Source organism: Alteromonas sp. S005 (assembly GCF_036864475.1).
Taxonomy (GTDB): Bacteria; Pseudomonadota; Gammaproteobacteria; order Enterobacterales; family Alteromonadaceae; genus Alteromonas.
The window spans coordinates 212,832-231,711 of the sequence record NZ_JAZETN010000001.1 but is presented as its reverse complement, the minus strand read 5'-3'; the positions used below and the strand labels follow the sequence as shown (position 1 = coordinate 231,711).

At 44.6% G+C, this 18,880-nt stretch carries 17 protein-coding genes; 12 read left to right on the top strand and 5 right to left on the bottom strand.

Annotation, left to right across the window (positions count from 1 at the left end):
- Position 1: 1 nt before the first annotated feature.
- Positions 2-937 carry an N-acetylmuramoyl-L-alanine amidase gene (locus V7R55_RS00940; protein WP_334056561.1) on the bottom strand — a complete coding sequence of 312 codons (936 nt, stop codon included), beginning with the start codon at positions 935-937 and terminating at the stop codon, positions 2-4.
- A 659-nt stretch (positions 938-1,596) separates the two neighbouring features.
- On the opposite strand from V7R55_RS00940, the gene gltB reads away from it, so the two are divergent.
- From gltB to V7R55_RS00880, 12 genes are all read left to right on the top strand, one after another.
- Positions 1,597-6,063 carry a glutamate synthase large subunit gene (gene gltB / locus V7R55_RS00935; RefSeq protein ID WP_334056560.1) on the top strand — a complete coding sequence of 1,489 codons (4,467 nt, stop codon included), beginning with the start codon at positions 1,597-1,599 and terminating at the stop codon, positions 6,061-6,063.
- Positions 6,064-6,076: 13 nt separating this feature from the next.
- On the top strand, positions 6,077-7,492 hold the full coding sequence (locus V7R55_RS00930) for an FAD-dependent oxidoreductase (RefSeq protein ID WP_334056559.1): 1,416 nt from the start codon (positions 6,077-6,079) through the stop codon (positions 7,490-7,492).
- A gap of 315 nt (positions 7,493-7,807) precedes the next feature.
- Entirely contained in the window at positions 7,808-8,230 is a 423-nt protein-coding gene (locus V7R55_RS00925) for a hypothetical protein (protein WP_334056557.1), read from the top strand.
- A gap of 208 nt (positions 8,231-8,438) precedes the next feature.
- Positions 8,439-9,026 (top strand): DUF2726 domain-containing protein, encoded by a 588-nt coding sequence (locus tag V7R55_RS00920; RefSeq protein ID WP_334056555.1) that lies wholly within the window; start codon positions 8,439-8,441, stop codon positions 9,024-9,026.
- 167 nt (positions 9,027-9,193) lie between these two features.
- Positions 9,194-9,895 carry a 5'-methylthioadenosine/adenosylhomocysteine nucleosidase gene (locus V7R55_RS00915; RefSeq protein ID WP_334056553.1) on the top strand — a complete coding sequence of 234 codons (702 nt, stop codon included), beginning with the start codon at positions 9,194-9,196 and terminating at the stop codon, positions 9,893-9,895.
- Position 9,896: 1 nt separating this feature from the next.
- A complete protein-coding gene (locus tag V7R55_RS00910) occupies positions 9,897-10,844 on the top strand; it encodes a cobalamin biosynthesis protein CobD/CbiB (protein WP_334056551.1) in 948 nt (315 codons plus the stop codon).
- Positions 10,841-11,749: a cobalamin-binding protein gene (locus V7R55_RS00905; protein WP_334056549.1), complete on the top strand. Its 909-nt coding sequence runs from the start codon at positions 10,841-10,843 to the stop codon at positions 11,747-11,749. The genes V7R55_RS00910 and V7R55_RS00905 overlap by 4 nt, the downstream gene beginning before the upstream one ends.
- A 58-nt stretch (positions 11,750-11,807) precedes the next feature.
- Positions 11,808-12,212, top strand: coding sequence for a rhodanese-like domain-containing protein (locus tag V7R55_RS00900; protein WP_334056548.1), 405 nt, complete (start codon positions 11,808-11,810; stop codon positions 12,210-12,212).
- 120 nt (positions 12,213-12,332) lie between these two features.
- Positions 12,333-12,734: a DUF2721 domain-containing protein gene (locus tag V7R55_RS00895; protein ID WP_334056546.1), complete on the top strand. Its 402-nt coding sequence runs from the start codon at positions 12,333-12,335 to the stop codon at positions 12,732-12,734.
- A complete protein-coding gene (locus V7R55_RS00890; protein WP_334056544.1) occupies positions 12,731-13,327 on the top strand; it encodes a GNAT family N-acetyltransferase in 597 nt (198 codons plus the stop codon). Before V7R55_RS00895 ends, V7R55_RS00890 begins: the two co-directional genes overlap by 4 nt.
- A gap of 39 nt (positions 13,328-13,366) precedes the next feature.
- Positions 13,367-14,725, top strand: coding sequence for an NAD(P)/FAD-dependent oxidoreductase (locus tag V7R55_RS00885; protein WP_334056543.1), 1,359 nt, complete (start codon positions 13,367-13,369; stop codon positions 14,723-14,725).
- A gap of 98 nt (positions 14,726-14,823) precedes the next feature.
- On the top strand, positions 14,824-15,177 hold the full coding sequence (locus tag V7R55_RS00880) for a DUF1428 domain-containing protein (RefSeq protein ID WP_334056541.1): 354 nt from the start codon (positions 14,824-14,826) through the stop codon (positions 15,175-15,177).
- 21 nt (positions 15,178-15,198) lie between these two features.
- Here V7R55_RS00880 and V7R55_RS00875 read toward each other — a convergent pair whose 3' ends face one another.
- The 4 genes from V7R55_RS00875 to tyrS all read right to left on the bottom strand — a co-directional run bounded on the left by V7R55_RS00875 (position 15,199) and on the right by tyrS (position 18,701).
- On the bottom strand, positions 15,199-15,762 hold the full coding sequence (locus V7R55_RS00875; protein ID WP_334056539.1) for a hypothetical protein: 564 nt from the start codon (positions 15,760-15,762) through the stop codon (positions 15,199-15,201).
- A 73-nt stretch (positions 15,763-15,835) separates the two neighbouring features.
- Entirely contained in the window at positions 15,836-16,363 is a 528-nt protein-coding gene (locus V7R55_RS00870) for an RNA polymerase sigma factor (protein ID WP_334056538.1), read from the bottom strand.
- Positions 16,364-16,432: 69 nt separating this feature from the next.
- Positions 16,433-17,140: a hypothetical protein gene (locus V7R55_RS00865; RefSeq protein ID WP_334056536.1), complete on the bottom strand. Its 708-nt coding sequence runs from the start codon at positions 17,138-17,140 to the stop codon at positions 16,433-16,435.
- Between the two features lie 361 nt (positions 17,141-17,501).
- Positions 17,502-18,701, bottom strand: a complete 1,200-nt coding sequence (gene tyrS / locus V7R55_RS00860; RefSeq protein ID WP_334056535.1) for a tyrosine--tRNA ligase — start codon at positions 18,699-18,701, stop codon at positions 17,502-17,504.
- Positions 18,702-18,880 lie beyond the last annotated feature (179 nt).

Below are 18,880 nucleotides of genomic sequence, written 5' to 3'. Positions count from 1 at the left end.
GTTAGGATTTAAACGGTGACTTTTCCGTAACTTCGTGGATATAAGCGGTGTTAACCCAGCCAACTTTGGTAAAAGATACTTTCGCCCACTCTCCCTGTTTCTCTAGAACACGTAATATTTCTCCTTTTTCTAAACTACTTTCAACAGTGGGAAATGAAGTATCAGGGCCTTTTCTAACGTTAAGCGCATTTGCACATACATTAGCTACTTTCTTTGCAGGTCTAGCCAAATTATGCTGAAACTCATCATGTTCCTTTCGTTGTGGGCCCATCTCTTTCGATTCTATTAGCACCGCGACACGTTCGAGATGCAATGGAAGCTCTTTAAACTTTTGCATTGGAAAGGCAGGGCCTGGATCTACTTTACGCGTGGGCGCAATCTCTTCATGTCCAACAATCTTAGAAATCTGGTAGTACTCGCACAGTGTTTTACATAAGACGAGGGCTCGTGATATTTGAATATCAGTATACTCGTGCCAATAGCCAACAGCATGCTGGTTGCTCTTCCTAGCTTCGAATACTTCGTTCTTTTCATACTTTTTGCCGAACCAACTCTCATAGGTACCATCACTTTTTTTCTTTAGCTGGCCTGCATTATCTAGTTCAATGCCTATAGAGTATTTGTTTAACCCACTACGCCCCTCAAAGTGACTTTCGCCTGCATGCCATGCAACCTTATTCGTTGGCAGCATTTGTACAATATTACCGTTACGTCCCACGGCGAAGTGAGCAGACACACCGCTATCTGGGTCGGTTAATACGTTAACTGATGACGTTAGACTACTGCCTGCGGTGAAATGGATAACGATAGTATCAGGAATACCCTTTTCAAAGAGCCCTGAGGTATTGGGAGAGGGCGTAAAACTTACGCCTTCGCCTGTTACTATATGCTCGTTAATAACGAAGATACTGTTGGGGCTTGCCTGTAATACTGTCATTCGATAGTCCTCACTGGCTTGGCAACATCTGCTTTCAGTGAATTTTTATTCTTTTACTTATGCTTACGCGCTCGTAAAAATTACATGAATGTACTATCAAGTATCACAGCATAAAGCTCCAACCTTACATTCGGGTGATTTTTAACCAATACAGCAAACTACTTATATAAGTGGAACCATAGCTTTACATTTTCATAAAAATACAAACAAACAGCCATTGACAACATAAAACCGCAAGCATAAAGCATAATTATTCATTAGCAAAAAATAAATGAGAACCAATATCATTTAACGATTGAAAAGTATTCATTTTTATTAACTGATAACATTTTTGTTACAAACCTAAAATACAACCAACAAGCCCATGATTTTAAAAGATTTTATTGAAATTATACTAATTCACTATAAAGCTTACACTTTTAGCGTTTGATTTTAGTTTTTAATGTGGGTATTTTGTACGGCCCGCATCGCAATAATGCATAAAAATGCGGAAACGACTGGAATCCTCTAATAATAAAATAACGACAAGAAAGGCGCACGCCGTAAGCAATACCGCTCGCAGGCATAAAAGACGTCTAATAATGTTGTGATACGCAAACCTAGGCGCATCTACACGCAACGCATACCTTGCCCAGTCAAAAGGTTGAAGGAGTTAAGAGATGAGTTTATATAATCCCAATGATTCCCGGGACAACTGTGGGTTTGGCTTAATCGCTCACACTCATGGGGAAGCCAGTCATGAATTGGTAACTACTGCAATACACGGCCTTGACCGTATGCAGCATCGTGGCGGTATCGCCGCCGACGGGAAAACCGGTGACGGCTGTGGTTTATTACTACAGAAACCGGATGCGTTCTTCCATGCAATCGCCGAAGAAAATGGCTGGAAACTCAGCAAAAAATACGGCGTGGGCATGATTTTCTTAAGTCAGGACCCGGTACTTGCGCAAGCCGCGCGTGAAGTACTTAATGAAGAACTAGAAAAAGAAACACTTTCAGTAGTGGGTTGGCGCGAAGTGCCTGTCGACCACTCAGTACTGGGTGAATTAGCGCTTACGGGTGTTCCACAAATTGAACAGGTATTTGTGAACGCGCCAGCAGGTTGGAGAAAACGCGACCTTGAGCGTCGTTTGTATATGATCCGCCGCCGCGCTGAAAAACGCCTTGAAAAAGATCCTGATTTTTACGTAGCTTGTTTATCAGGCTTGGTAACGATCTACAAAGGCTTGGTAATGCCAAAAGATTTACCCGCCTTTTATCACGATCTTGCCGATGAGCGTATGCAAAGCGCTATCTGCGTTTTCCACCAACGCTTTTCAACAAATACGCTACCACGCTGGCCGCTTGCTCAGCCTTTCCGTTTCCTTGCGCATAATGGTGAAATTAACACCATTAAAGGAAACCGCGACTGGGCCATGGCACGTGCCGCTAAGTTTTCAACGCCACTTATCCCCGACCTTAAAGATGCTGCGCCTTTTGTAAATACTGAAGGTTCAGACTCATCGTCGCTGGATAACATGCTGGAGCTATTCCTAGCCGGTGGTATGGATTTATTCCGTGCCATGCGTTTGCTTGTTCCGCCTGCGTATCAAAATAATAAAACCATGGATGACGACCTTCGTGCATTTTACGAGTTTAACTCGATGCACATGGAACCATGGGATGGCCCTGCTGGCATCGTTTTAACAAACGGCCGCCATGTAGCCTGTAACCTAGATAGAAATGGTCTACGCCCAGCTCGCTATGTGATAACCAAAAATGGTTTTATTACTCTAGCCTCAGAAGTAGGTATTTGGGATTATGAGCAGGCTGACGTTATCGAAAAAGGCCGCGTAGGCCCAGGTGAAATGCTTGCTGTAGATACTTACACCGGCAAAATCTGGCGTTCTACGGAAATTGACGACGACTTAAAAGCGCGTCATCCATATAAAGAGTGGCTAGAAAAACATATTCGTCGTTTGACCCCTATCGAGCAGCTCGATGCCTCGCTTATTGGCAAACGCGTGTTTGACGATGATGCCATGGCGGTGTACCACAAGCTGCACGCCTACAGCTATGAAGAAATTCAACAAGTTGTAAAAGTACTTGCGAAAGACGGTCAAGAAGCCGTTGGTTCAATGGGTGATGACACGCCAATGGCGGTTATGTCATCGCGTCAGCGTACCGTTTACGATTACTTCCGCCAGCAGTTTGCACAAGTTACTAACCCGCCTATCGACCCGCTACGTGAAAACCACGTTATGTCGTTGGCAACCTGCATTGGCCGCGAGCAAAACGTATTTAGCGAAACCTCAGGTTACGCCGACCGCGTATTGTTCGACTCGCCTATATTGATGTATACCGACCTTAAACAACTGCGCGAGTTTAACCCTGACAACTATTATTCAGAAGTCGTCGAGCTTCAATATGCACCGCAAGAAGGTTTGAAAAAAGCCATCGAGCGCGTGTGTAACGAAGTAGAAATGCTGGTTAAGAACAAGCGCGCTGCATTTGTTATTCTGTCTGACAGAAACATTAAGCAAAACCGCTTGGTTATCCCTGCAGCAATGGCAGTTGGTGCGGTTCAGCGTCGACTGGTTGAGAAGTCATTGCGCTGTGACGCGAACGTTGTTGTTGAAACAGCAAGTGCCCGCGACCCGCATCACTTTGCCGTACTTATTGGCTTAGGTGCCACTGCGGTTTACCCATTCTTAGCATATGAAACTATCGAGCAGCTTTGTGAAAAAGGCGAGCTGGATATTTCTCCTATGCAGGCCACGTTGAACTACCGTAAGGGTATCAACAAAGGCTTGTATAAGATTATGTCTAAGATGGGTATTAGCACCGTTGCTAGCTACCGTAGCTCTAAACTGTTTGAAGCGGTTGGCGTTAACAACGAAGTGATGAAGTTATGCTTTAATGGTGTGACCTCACGCATACAAGGTGCGGGCTTCGATGATTTCCATCAAGATCTTATCAACCTAAACCGTATTGCTTGGCTTAAGCGTAAATCGGTCGACCACGGCGGCTTGCTTAAATACGTTCACGGTGGCGAATATCACGCCTATAACCCAGACGTAGTCAGTACGCTTCAAAAGGCTGTGGTGTCAGGTAATTACGACGACTACCAGCAATACGCCAAGCTTGTTAACGAACGTGCGCCATCGCATATTCGCGACTTGCTAGCTATAAATCCTGATTGCGACCCTATTGATATTGACGATGTTGAAGGGCCTGAAAATTTATTCCCGCGTTTCGATACGGCGGCTATGTCAATTGGTGCACTAAGCCCTGAAGCGCACGAAGCGCTGGCGATTGCCATGAACCGCTTAGGCGGTCAGTCTAATTCGGGTGAAGGTGGCGAACACCCTTCTCGCTTTGGTACTGAAAAGAACTCTAAAATTAAGCAGGTCGCGTCAGGTCGCTTTGGTGTCACACCTCACTATTTGGTTAACGCAAACGTTATTCAAATTAAAGTGGCGCAAGGTGCTAAGCCGGGTGAAGGTGGTCAGCTGCCTGGTGATAAAGTGAACAAGTACATTGCACAGCTTCGTTTCTCTGTGCCGGGTGTAACCCTTATTTCACCACCACCGCACCACGATATCTATTCAATTGAAGATTTGGCTCAGCTAATTTTTGATCTGAAGCAGGTTAACCCGACGGCACTTATATCCGTTAAGTTGGTATCTGAGCCGGGTGTAGGTACTATCGCAACAGGCGTAGCGAAAGCTTATGCCGACCTTATTACCGTCTCAGGTTACGACGGTGGTACAGGTGCAAGTCCATTAACGTCTGTTAAGTACGCGGGTAGTCCGTTCGAACTAGGCTTATCTGAAACACAACAAGCCCTAATTGAAAACGGCTTGCGTCATAAAGTACGCGTTCAAACCGACGGTGGTTTGAAAACAGGACTAGACGTAGTAAAAGCTGGTATTTTAGGTGCTGAAAGCTTTGGTTTTGGTACGGGCCCAATGGTTGCGTTAGGCTGTAAATACTTGCGTATTTGCCACCTAAACAACTGTGCGACCGGTGTTGCAACGCAGGATCAAAAGCTGCGTGACGATCACTTTATTGGCTTACCTGACATGGTGATGAACTACTTCAAGTTTATCGCTCAGGAAGTACGTGAAATCATGGCGTCTATGGGTGTTGCTAAGTTCGACGACCTTGTTGGCCGTACAGAGCTACTAAAAGTTTTAGATGGCATTACCGCTAAGCAAAACCGCTTAGATCTGTCGCCACTGTTAGCGCAGCCTAAAGCGGGCGATCACACTCGCCTATTCTGCTCACAAACCACTAACGCGCCTATCGATAAAGGCGAGTTAAATGCTCAGATGCTTAAAGATGCTCAGCAAGCTGTGGTAGATGGTGAGTCAATTACGCTTAAATACCCTGTACGCAACACAGACCGCTCTGTAGGCGCTTTGCTATCAGGTGAAATTGCTAAACATCACGGTAATCACGACTTTGAAGACACGCCTGTTAAAGTTGAACTTACCGGTACAGCAGGTCAGAGCTTCGGCGTTTGGAACGCTGGCGGCCTGCACATGCACCTTGAAGGCGATGCTAACGATTACGTGGGCAAAGGTATGACTGGCGGTAAGCTTGTTATTCACCCGCCGCGCAATATCTCATATGACGCCCACGATAGCGCCATTATGGGTAACACCTGCCTATACGGTGCGACAGGCGGCAAGCTATTTGCTGCTGGCCGCGCTGGCGAGCGCTTTGGCGTGCGTAACTCTGGTGCTATTGCGGTAGTTGAAGGCATTGGCGATAACGGCTGTGAATACATGACAGGCGGTATCGTGGCTGTACTTGGTCCGGTTGGCGTTAACTTCGGTGCCGGTATGACAGGTGGTTTTGCTTATCTTATGGATGACGGCGACGACCTTGATAACCGTGTAAATGCCGAACTGGTCGATGTAATGCCAATTGAAGATAAAGCGATTCTTGCTGAGCACTTACGTGGCTTAATTAATCAGCATTACGAAGAAACAGGAAGCGAGCACTCGTTGTCGTTGCTTACTGATTTCGCCGCAACGCTGAAACGCTTTAAGCTTATTAAGCCAAAGACCAGTGATGTGAAAAACTTGCTTGGTCACATCAGTCGCTCAAGTGCTGAATTACGCATTCAGGCTCAGTAGGAGGATTTAGTTTATGGCAAAGAACGTATATCAATTTGTCGATGTTGAACGTATCGATCCGCCGAAAAAGCCGATCATGGTACGTAAACAAGAGTTCGCGGAAATTTATCAACCGCTGAGCCAATCTCAAACCGAAGGCCAAGCAGATCGCTGCTTGGACTGCGGAAACCCATACTGTGAATGGAAGTGTCCTGTACACAACTATATTCCACAATGGTTAAGCTTGGCGAACGAAGGCCGTATTTTAGAAGCTGCGGAACTCTCTCATAAAACCAACAGCTTGCCGGAAGTATGTGGTCGCGTATGTCCACAGGACAGACTGTGCGAAGGTGCATGTACGCTGAATGACGATTTTGGTGCGGTAACTATTGGTAGTATTGAAAAGTACATTACCGATACGGCATTCAAAATGGGCTGGCGCCCAGATATGTCTGACGTTGTATGGACCGACAAAAAAGTGGCAATTGTAGGTGCAGGTCCTGCAGGTCTTGCATGTGCTGATATTCTAGTTCGTAACGGCGTTAAACCTGTTGTTTACGATAAATACGAAGAAATTGGTGGCCTGTTAACGTTTGGGATCCCGTCTTTCAAGTTAGAGAAAGATGTTATCAAGCTACGCCGCCAAATCTTTACCGAAATGGGTGTTGAGTTTGTACTTAACACTGAAATTGGTAAAGACATACAGTTCCAGGACTTAATCGATAAGTACGACGCAGTTTTCCTAGGCATGGGTACGTACAAGTCAATGCAAGGTGGCTTTGACAACGAACACGTCGAAGGCGTATATGATGCACTTCCTTTCCTTATAGCCAACACTAACCGCGTAATGGGTCTTGAAAAAGATCCTGCTGATTTTGTTGACATGAAAGGCAAGCGTGTTGTTGTGCTAGGTGGTGGTGATACCACCATGGACTGTGTACGCACCTCTATTCGTCAAGACGCTGCGCAAGTAACCTGTGCGTATCGTCGTGACGAAGAAAGTATGCCTGGTTCACGCCGCGAAGTGGTTAACGCTAAAGAAGAGGGTGTTGAGTTTAAATTCAACCTACAGCCTCTTGATATAGCCGTTGATGAAAACGGAAAAGCCTGTGGCGTGAAGTTCGTTAAAACCGAAATGGGGCCGCCAGATGTAAACGGTCGCCGCCGTCCTGTTGAAGTGGAAGGTTCTGAACACGTACTTGAAGCAGATGCAGTTATTATCGCATTTGGTTTCCAACCGAGTCCTGCACCATGGTTTGCCGATTTCGGCATTATGCTTGATGAGAAAGGTCGCGTGCGCGCGCCTTCGGCAGGTAAGTTTGCTTTCCAAACTTCACACCCACAAGTATTTGCTGGTGGTGATATGGTGCGTGGTAGTGACCTGGTTGTTACCGCTATCGATGAAGGCCGCAAAGCCGCAGAAGGAATTATGGACTACATCGGCGTGTAACCATCGCTAACAAGTCCTTTAACTAAAAGCTCGATAATTCTGCTATCGAGCTTTTTTTATTTAAAACTAAAAAGAAGCGATCACCGCAGAGAACATCATGAAATGGCGTATTAGCAACTTTTAACCGGCACACAGATTTGATACCAGCTGTCGACTACGCCTTATCTCAATTGAATACCGGTAGTAAAAGTTGTAAGCAACATACTAGAAACGTTGAAAGCATACGTTAATAGACCAAGGTTTAGTTGATGTACAAGAGCAACAGCTCTAGTATTTTAAACTCAAATAAAAACCAAATTGATCAAGAGCCTATATATGAAGAACTGGGATGTTAAAAGACTCGCTATGTATCTGACTTTATTTTCAGGCATCAGTGGCTTATCTCATGCTACCTATGCTGATAGCCTTTCGGTAGAGGCAACCTCAAAAGAAGGTCTTTCCGATAAACCCAGCATAGTGTCTTGCCCTTCAGAGTTTCAGCAGGTGAAAATTGCACAAGATGCCCGTCAATGCCAAGCCTTTGACGAACCATTAACGTCTGTCATGGTGTATCACTCACCCGCCACTCCCGAAGCCATGGTCAATCTCTATCAAGAGGCACACCCTGCGTTAAAAACCCACACACCGGTCAACGGTCGTACCCTATTGTCCTCTCAAGACAAAGCCGTAAGGGTTATCGTAAGCCCCGATAAGGCAGGTTCTCAAGTCGATATTTTGGTTACGTCAAACGCTAATTAAGCTCTATTTTTCAAAGCCAGTGTAAAACATACTCATGTTGGCATCTGGCTTGCAAATTCTTAGTAAACAACACGATGACAATGTCTGGCGTCATTTTTCTGACACCAACAAAGATATAGTTAGCAGGCTAGCTTACCTAAAACAAACTGGCACGACCTGATAACTCTACTGTCATTGGCTTTTATTTTTGATATTTGCGAGGGTTACGATGGAATTGGCAATTATTCTAATGATGTTACTTATTGTCGTTGCACTAGGTGCCATAAAATTGTCAGACGGTGGCGTCGCCTTTCCATTCAGGCGAAAGCCACAGTTATTTACGCCGGTGGAGCATACCTTTTTAAACCTTATCGAACAGGCCATGGGGCGTGAGTTTAGAATAGTGTGCCGCGTACGTCTTAATGACTTAGTATCAGTGCGTCAATCTGCCAAGAAAAAGACAGCGAGCCAAGCGCTTAGCAGAGCATCTAGCAGACAACTCGACTTTGTTCTGGTTGATAAACAAAATATGAGCCCTGTAATGGCTATCGATTTAGTTCACAGCCAAGGTAAAGAGGGATACAAAACACAAAAAGACTGGTTTGTTACGGGCGCCTTAGATGCTGCAGGACTTCCTCACGCTAGAATAAAAGTGAAATCTGGCTACACAGTTGATGATATCCGCGAGTGCTTGGAAAACAAACTTATTCCGTATCGCCGCTTACAGAATAAGATGGCACAATTACCAACGCACAACCCAGAGCCACCTAAGCGCCCTACTCGCCCGGTGCGTTCAAGCAGACCAGCGGCCGCCTGATAAGGTTAATACGAGCTTCCCCTAGCCTTTGTTACTTTGCTGTTTTCTTACTCTCAAATAGCAGTAACAAAGGCATTTTTCTGTCAGTTTCTCTATTTTCCTTATACAATTAGTGCATTCAACAGCGTATTCACGCGTTAAATTCCCTCAACACCGTCGGTAGAGTTATGAAAAAAATTGGTATTTTAGGTGCAATGGATGAAGAAGTTGCGCTACTTAAAGCATCGCTTTGGAACGTAAAAGAAACAAAGTGGAAACACCTTACTTTTTATGAAGGCACACTTAACGACATGGAAGTGGTGTTGGTTAAGTGCGGCATTGGTAAAGTGGCTGCTGCAATCGCTACGACTGTATTGATTGAGCAGTACGCTCCTGATGCAGTGGTCAATACGGGTTCTGCCGGTGGTTTCGATAAAAATCTGAATATTGGTGACTTAGTAATAGCAAGCCACGTTATTCACCACGATGCCGATCTAACCCATTTTGGTTACAAGCTTGGCCAATGTGCGGGGATGCCTGAAGATTTTCGCTGTGACACAACATTAATGGAAACAGCAAGCACCGCGGCGGCAGAAATTACCTCATTACAATCGACAACAGGTTTAATTTGCACTGGCGATGCATTTATCGGTAGCGATGAAGCGGTAGCGGAATTACGTGAAAACTTCCCAGACATGAAAGCAGTAGAAATGGAAGGTGCGGCTATTGGTCAAACCTGCCATATGCTCGACACACCGTTTCTAGTTATCCGCTCATTATCAGATATAGCGGGTAAGACATCATCAGTCAGCTTCAAAGAATATTTAGATACGGCTGCTAAGCATTCTGCACAGCTCGTTATGGCAATGATTCAGGCCCTCGCAAAATAAAATGACAGAGGTAATTAGCGACCCGCAATATCAGTCGCTATTGGTACTTTGGCTGGCTATTGCCGTAGATGCCTTGTGGCGCTGGCCCCAAAGTACTCACCCCCTAACACTTATGCGTTACCTTGTTTTGCAAATGGGGCGTAAAGTAGTGCCATCTCGCGATTTCGGTCCATCTCAGCACTACATTTCGGGTTCGTTAGCTGCATTGGTTCTACTTGCGCCTTTGGTAATTTGTGTTGCCATCTTAGTTTACATGGCGCAATACCCCGTTTTCTTTGAAGCGATTATTCTTGTCGCCCTGCTCGATTTTGGCTATCAGCGCCAGCAGTATAAAAAAGTGCTAGCAAGTGTAGGTAGAAACAAAAAGTCTCTTGCCCGAGAAATGGTCCAAACCATTACCGCAAGACAGTGTAACTCTCTGACAGACATTGGCATTGCTAAAGCTGCAATTGAGTCGCTTTGGCTTAAATTTCTTTACTTGTATTGCGGCGTTATTTTTTACTTTGTGGTGGCAGGGCCAATAGGCGCCTTAATCTACCGCTTACTTCTACTTACATCGTGGCAATGGCACTACCGTAACCCTTCTATGTCACTCTTTGCGAAGCCGGTTCGCAAATTGGTTTATTTGCTTACCCTTCCACCCGCTGCTATTGGCGGCCTTGTTACTTTGCTAGTTAGTCATCCTATAAAAGCGCTTCGTGCTATAAAACGTTCTCCTGAAAAAGATAAAACGTCGCTACTGCTAGCACTTTTGGGTGGTGTGTTAGATGTAAAGCTGGGGGGCCCAGCAATTTATGCAAACAGGAAAATTCGATATGCCCGCGTAGGAGGCGTAAATGAAGTCAAGTATTCCCACATGTTAAAAGCTAAAAGCACAGTTACTATGGCTATGGTGGCCACAAGCGCATTTGCATCATTAGCCTTGTTAATCATGGCCGTTGCTTTATGAGAGCATTACGCGTTCTAAGCGCTTTTTCTTTCATACTGCTTTGCTCAACATCGCTTTTTACACATGCTAATTTGGAGGGAGACGACACGGCCGGATTAAGGCTAATTACCAACGAAAATAAGCTTCCTTCTGCTGGTTTACCTGCGCAATCGGTGGCGGGCTCTTCTGGACTAAAAATAGTAAGCCTAGCACCACACCTTACAGAGTGGGCATTTAGTTTAGGCTTGGGTTCAAACCTTGTTGGTGTAAGCGACTACAGTGACTATCCAAAAGCTGCCAAGAATATTCAACGTATAGCCGACTTTCAAGGTGCTGACATTGCCGCCATAGTGGCGTTAGAACCTGATTTAATACTCGCTTGGGATGGAGGCAACAAACCTCAGGATATACATAAACTTTCTTCAATGGGGCTTGATGTATTTACCAGTAGGGTTGCAAATATCACAGATATTGCTAGTGAAATAAAAAGACTTGGTGCACTCACGAACACACAAAAAAAAGCCACTCAACTCACTAATAACTTTCTCGACGAGCTGAAGACGCTAAGATATAAATACGATAGTGAGCCTCGTAAACCGGTTTTTTACTATTCATGGACGGCGCCACTTATGACTATTGGCCCCAATGCATGGGGAAATCAACTATTAAATGTTTGTGGGGCGCAAACGCTATTTTACGATAGTCCGGTAGACTATCCTCAAGTTGCCGTTAAAGACGTGCTAGTTCGACAACCCCATGCACTCATTGCCGCCTCTAAGAGTTCACATGAAGAACTAGAAGTATTCTGGCGCACTCATCGCAGGTTTATTGATGCACCACTTATTGTTGTCGACCCAGATGTCACTAGCCGTTTTTCACTGCGATTAATAAATGAACTAAAATCGCTATGTGAAGGTATTAAATAAAACGCATAAGCGTTATACTTAAGTCTAAATATCAGTAAGAAGGTAAGAGCATCTATTCATGCGGATTGTTGTTGCAGGTTTTCTAGTTGTTGTTAGCGTTGCATTATTTGTGTCGCTTCAGTGCACAGCGAAAGCGACTGCACAAGCCTCCGTTGCCGCTTCACCTTATCTAATTGAACGTGTCGCTAATAACGATTGGTTGCTTATTGATGTTCGCTCTCCTGAAGAGTTTGCCGATGGTCACATTCCAGGCGCAGTGAATATGCCCCATGAAAATATCAACGATTATCTCAGCGAATTAGAAGGCCATAAAAACAAGCCTATTATCATTTATTGCCGTTCAGGCAGAAGAGCGCAACTCGCCATGAAAGTGTTGGAAGAACTGGATTTTTCTGAAGTCATGCATTTAGAGGGCGACATGCTAGGTTGGAGCGCTGCAGGCATGACAGTAGACAGAATGTAGTCTAGTTGTTAGGCAACTATGACGGTCTTATATTGTTATAAATCCTTCCAAGCTGATGAATGTGTTTAAGCGATCCCCCTGTGATACACTCTTTTTATTCGATGAAAGCATGAAACTACTATGAAAATAGATATTGCTACTCCGGCTATGTTGTTTCCAGCAATTTCTTTATTGCTTCTAGCCTATACCAATCGCTTTCTAACCCTTGCGACCATCATCCGAAACTTTTCAAACGAAGAGAGAGATGACAATACCCAAGCGCAAATAAAAAACCTTAGATTGCGCATTCAGCTTATAAAGCGTATGCAAATAGCAGGGGTAGGAAGCTTTTTTCTATGCGTGGTGTCCATGTTGGCCATTTACCTTACCTATCAACAAATAGGAAACTGGGTTTTTGCCGCTAGTCTAGTGTCATTGCTTTATTCACTGTGGATGTCAGTCAGAGAAATTTTGATTTCCGTAGAAGCATTGGATGTACACCTTGATGGGATGAAAAATGGCCCAAGCAAAAAGAACGTATGACGCCAACCAGTTACATGCAACACATAGCTCAAAAAAATATAAGCTACGAGCAGTTAGCCCCTGAGTTTTTTGCGGGCGTGATTTCTCTTGGTAATGACGTACATGGTGACAACTACCTCACTAACAAGTTGCTAGCTGACTACTATGCTAAAAGTTTTATTGGCGACCTTAATGCTAGCTGGGTAGCGCTATATAAAGATAAGGTAGTGGGTTTCAGGCTGACCTTCGCACATACTCAATGGAAAGCAGATGAATGGTGCAGCCCTTCCCTGTGGCCGGTAGATTCAAACACGGTGTGCTATTTCAAATGCAATACTGTAGACCCCGCTATGCAGGGCTGTGGAATTGGCAGTACGCTATTAAGCAAGTCAATAGAATGTGCGAGAGCGCAAGGTGCAGAAGCGGGTTTAGCACATATTTGGTTGGCAAGCCCGGGCAATAGTGCATTTAAGTACTTCACCAAAAATGGTGGCCAATTGATAAAAAAACACGCTAACAAATGGCGCTATGCATCTATTCACGAGGGCTATGACTGCCCTGTTTGCGAGGGCTACTGTGAATGTGAAGGTGCAGAAATGCTACTACAATTCTAATACCCAACATGACGTAAACGCTCACAGCCATTTTATTCTATGACCTACGACCCTCTTATCTCCCGCGGCGTTTCATCAATGCTTCCCGCGCCTAAAAGCTACTGGCATGCTACACATAAAGTGCCATCAGTGCCGCCTTTGAACAAGAAGATAAATACCGAGTATCTCGTTATCGGTGGTGGCTATACGGGTCTGTCCGCTGCCATTACGCTTGCTCAAGCTAAGCAGGACGTTACGCTACTTGATGCAAACTCACTTGGATTTGGCTGTGCAGGTCGCAATGGAGGCTTTATCCTCTCTGGAAGCGGTAGACTGTCGTTAAGCGCCATAGAAGAAAAGTGGAGTCATAAAGTCGCTATGGGCATGCAGGGCGAATTTGACGGTGCCGTGGATTTGCTTAAAAAGCGTATTACAGACTTTAATATGCAAGTCGATTTAGTAGACGGGCCTTATTTAAAACTGGCCCATAACGTCAAGCAAGCCGAGCAACTATGCGCCAGTGCTAATCGTCTTGCATCAAATTTCAATGTACCAAGCACTCCCCTCTCTTCAAAAGACCTCACTACCCGTTTTGGTATAAAAGGGGTTTATGGTGGCGTTGAGCTTGAAGGCGCATGTTTACATCCTTTAAAACTGGCAAGCGAATATGCAAGAGCGGCTAAAGAACTCGGTGCCGCGCTTTTCTACGACTCGCCAGCCATTTGCATTGAAAAGCAAAAATCAGGGTTCCTTGTCACCACCCCAAACGGCTCAGTATCCGCTAAGCATATACTCGTTGCCACTAACGCCTATACCCCTAAACGCTTTCACGACAGTGTAGATAATAAGCAATTCCCCGTACAGTCGAGTATCTTTGTTACCGCCCCTTTAAATGACGAACAACGCGCTTTGACCGGGTTAACCACACCTGTGAGTTTTATGGATACGCGGATGATGAAATATTACTATAGAGTATTACCAGACGGTCGATTGTTATTTGGTGGTCGTGGGGCAGTAAAAGGCAAAGATGCGAATAACGCTACAGAAAAGCAGCGACTTTATAACGCCATGATAAAAAGCTTTCCAGCACTTAAAGGTATCGCCATGGACTATTTCTGGAGTGGTTGGGTGAGCGTGTCGCTAGATAGCATGCCACGTATTTTTGTCGAGAGTGAGACTAGCGGGAACAGCGTAAAGCGTGATGCGAATTCTATCGGTTATGCTATGGGCTATTGCGGTTCAGGGGTTTCCTTTGCTGCTTTTGCTGGGCAACGCCTCGCACAACGAATGATGGGCACAAGCGAGGTCGATTTATCTCTTCCTATTTATCAATCGCCACTTAAAACATACCCGTTTTCCAAGGCAAGAAGACTAGCGCTGCACGGTTTATATCAGTGGGCGAAAATTGCTGAGCGTTAGTTTTAGTAAGTTTTTACGGTAAGTCTGCCGTATTCACCATTGAGCACTGTACATTATTTAGGCTATGTTAGTATTCTAATCACTGACGGAGCCACCTCATGTCATATATCGATGCCTTCGCTGTAGCTGTGCCCACAGAAAATAAAGCCTTATACATTGAACACGCCAAACTCGCTGGCGATATTTTTAAAGAGTATGGTGCCACTAAAATTCTTGAAGCTTGGGGTGATGATGTACCCGATGGTGAGATAACGTCTTTCCCTTTAGCGGTAAAAGCTAAAGAAAATGAAACCGTGGTATTTTCTATTGCGTTCTGGCCATCAAAAGAAGTGCGTGACACCGCATGGAAAAAAGTGATGGAAGACCCCAGAATGCAGGAAAGCGAAAACCCCATGCCCTTCGACGGAAAGCGTCTTATTTATGGGGGCTTCGTTCCTATGTTGGAGTTGTAAGGCTGTAATCAAAGGTTTTAGCTACTTCATATTGTCAATTTCAGCGAGCGCCGATGGCAAATCGGCGGCTAGCTTTTTGTATCGACGGTATACGACAAAAACGACTACGCTGTTTATAAGTAACTGTATTATCCATAGCGTATAGGCGCTGAACATCAGTACGTTGAAAACAGCGAGTACCAGCAATCCACACCAGAGTGTTACGCATCCATACAGACTAACTTTCCAATAGTGTAATTGCTGCTTTAGCTGAGTTTGTTTAAAAGACAGCATCGACTGCACATCTAAAGCTTGGGTTTGCCACTGCTTTTGTCTTACCCAATATCCCCAAGCTCCGAAAGCAACAGGGATAGGCGTCAGTATTGAAAAAAGTAAAAATTGATACGTAGTCAGCGGCTCGAATATCACCAAGGTTAAACACCACACTGAAACCGCTAGTCCGAGAACTAAATCGAGAGCCCCTTTAGCTTTCAGCTTAAATCTAGCCTTCTTGGTTTCTTTTATCAGTGCGTTTGTATCTACTGATGGCGTTGCCTCTTGATACGCACTTTGCCACTGTGCGAGCTGCTTATCGAATTCATTCATATTACTGTACTCTCGGGTGACTTGTTATCGCTCACGGCTGATTTTTTGTCGCTCACGGCTGAGTTTTTGTCGCTCACGGCTGCTGCTCCATTATCTGGGTTAACTGCTGGCGGGCGCGACTGATACGCTTGGCGACAGCGTTCTCTTTGATTCCTAACATGTCGGCTATTTCGAGCTGGCTGAACCCCTCAAGAAGCAGAGCCAGTACTTGTCTGTATTTTACTTCAAGCTGACGCAACCCTGTCATAAGATCCATTGCACGCTCTTGTGACATTGCATCTTGCGATGAATGGGCATTTAATCTGTTAGGAGGATCGGGTTCTTCATCGTGGGTAAATTCTTGACGCCGTTGTTCTTTAATCACGTGGTCAACCGCTTTGTTATGCGCCACTTTTGCAACAAAGGTTTTAATGCTGGCATCACCGCGAAATCCGCTACCACTATCTTTTGAGGATCCTTCAAAAGCGCGCCAAACGGCCAGAGACATTTCTTGTATCAGTTCGTCTTGAAGTGCTTTATTGGCTTCAAACGTTGCAGCAATACGCGCCATAAGGGGCGCGTATTCGCTTAGCAGTTTTTCTACTTGAATGGTTTCTTTCACTGCAATTCCATTTTTATTATTCTTAATTCCACGCTTCAAACGTGTAGCTAACGTCTTCTAAATTAATAATTATTGAAACAAACGCTGGTACGCGGCGAAGCAAGCACATGAAACTATAGGGCCAAGCACCAATCCCGACAGCGCAAATGTGTAGGGTGCAAGTGCAACCGTTAAGAATATGATGGCACCTATTATGAGCATCGGCTTATAAGCACCCACTACTGCAGCAATACTATTTGTAAAAGACGCTGAAATTGAGCGCCCCTTTAATATAAGCAACATAGGTACAAATAATAGCAACAGGTTGATGGGGGTTGCCGAGCCCATCATTAAGCCAACTTTCCACGCCGGGACATCTACTATATGGCCACTCGCTAACGCCGCTATTGGCTCCGCTCCCATTAACATAGCGCCAATTTGAAATTGAATCCACGCAATGAGCGGCCCAGTTAAACTCCACAGCGCAATATTTACCCATCCGCGCGTTGTGCTACCAGAAAAGGTTACTTTGCCGTTCATCGCTAAGTTTGCTATGGCCAACCACATCAAGGTCGCAAGAAGTGGACTTATCCATTTTGATATACCCATGCCTACAGGGCCTGCCAACGCTTGGATAAGAGCAGCGGTGAATAGCGTCACAAAAGAAAGCCCAAGCAGTTTGAACGGCGCTCTTTTAAAGAGCTGCCAACCTTCTTTAAGCCATGTGAACGCTTCCTTTGCCGGAAGACTTTTATCAGCCTGTTGGTACATTGCGCGAGTTGAAGTTACGGTTGTCATTACATTATCCCTTTTCATTGCGTAAGCGTTAATATGAAGTACTACTGGTTTTCCCCAGGCTGCAACGCGTAAACTGCTTATCGTACAGTCGGGTTTGTTGTTTAACTTTTCCCCTATAGACGATGGCGATGATTAAAACCTGACAAACTTTTTTCAAAAAAATAAAAAAAGATACAATTTAATTTAATATCAGTTAGTTAGAACTTTAAATAATGAAGTCTGCTTGTATTTAGCTGTGAACCAGTGGTGTATGGGCGCTATAAAAGAGAAATGGACACGAATTTAATCTTCAACACTGACTTTTAGGCAAAAAAAAGCCCGCTTAAAAAAGCGGGCTTTCAAACACTAGTTAAGTGAAGCTTTAAGCTAGCGTGATCCGGGCAAATTTGCGTTTACCTACCTGATAAACGTTTTCCCCTTTTTCGGTAATCACTAAACGAGTGTCTTCTACCTTCTCGCCGTTAATTTTAACTGCGCCTTGTTTGATCATACGCATGGCATCTGACGTTGAACCAACAAGTTTCGCTTCTTTTAACAAATTACCAATAGCGATACCTTCTTCGCCTAGCGCTATTTCAAGCTCTGGCATGTCATCAGGGATAGCATTTTTCTGGAAGCGTTGAATGAAGTCTTGGTGTGCGCCTTCAGCAGCAGCATCGTCATGGAAACGAGCGATGATTTCTTTTGCCAGCATGATTTTTATATCACGTGGGTTTTCACCGCCTTCAACGCGGGCCTTAAGCTCTGCAATCTCTTCTAACGGACGGAAGCTAATGAGGTCATAGTAACGCCACATCAAGTCATCAGAAATAGACATAACTTTACCAAACATATCGTTTGGCGCGTCTGTGATACCAATGTAGTTGTTCAAAGACTTTGACATCTTTTGAACGCCGTCTAAACCTTCAAGTAGCGGAACCATTACAATTGACTGCTGCTTTTGTCCCTGCTCTTTTTGAAGTTCACGGCCCATTAGCAAGTTGAAACGCTGGTCGGTACCGCCTAGTTCAACGTCTGACTCAAGGGCTACCGAGTCCCAACCTTGTACCAACGGATATAAAAATTCGTGAATAGCGATAGGCTGCCCGTTGTTATAGCGCTTTTTAAAATCATCACGCTCTAGCATACGAGCCACGGTTTGGCTTGCAGCTAGTTTAATCATGCCCGCCGCACCAAGCCCGTCCATCCATTCAGAGTTAAAACGAATTTCCGTTTTATCTTCATCTAGGATCTTGAACACTTGTTCTTGATACGTTTTAGCGTTTTCTAATACCTGCTCTTTACTTAAAGGCTTGCGTGTGACATTTTTACCTGTAGGATCGCCAATTAGGCCAGTAAAATCACCAATAAGAAAAACAACTTTGTGGCCTAGTTGCTGGAATGTACGCAACTTGTTGATCAATACAGTATGACCAAGATGTAGATCAGGCGCAGTTGGATCAAAACCCGCTTTAATAGTTAAGGTTTTGCCGGATTTTAGTTTTTCAATTAAATCCTCTTCGGGGAGTATTTCATCAACGCCCCGTTTAATCTCAGCTAGCGCTGTTTGCCAATCTTTCATTTGTTAATCACACTCTACATAACTGTATATTCAATATTGGCGGGCATTTTACGCGTACAACGGAACCATTAAAAGGTTTGCGCGTCAAAAAACGGATTACAAACAGTCATGTTGTTAAACCCAACAGCTTTGAACGCGAAATTAGCGTATTAAATAACGCACAATATAATCGCGAGTTT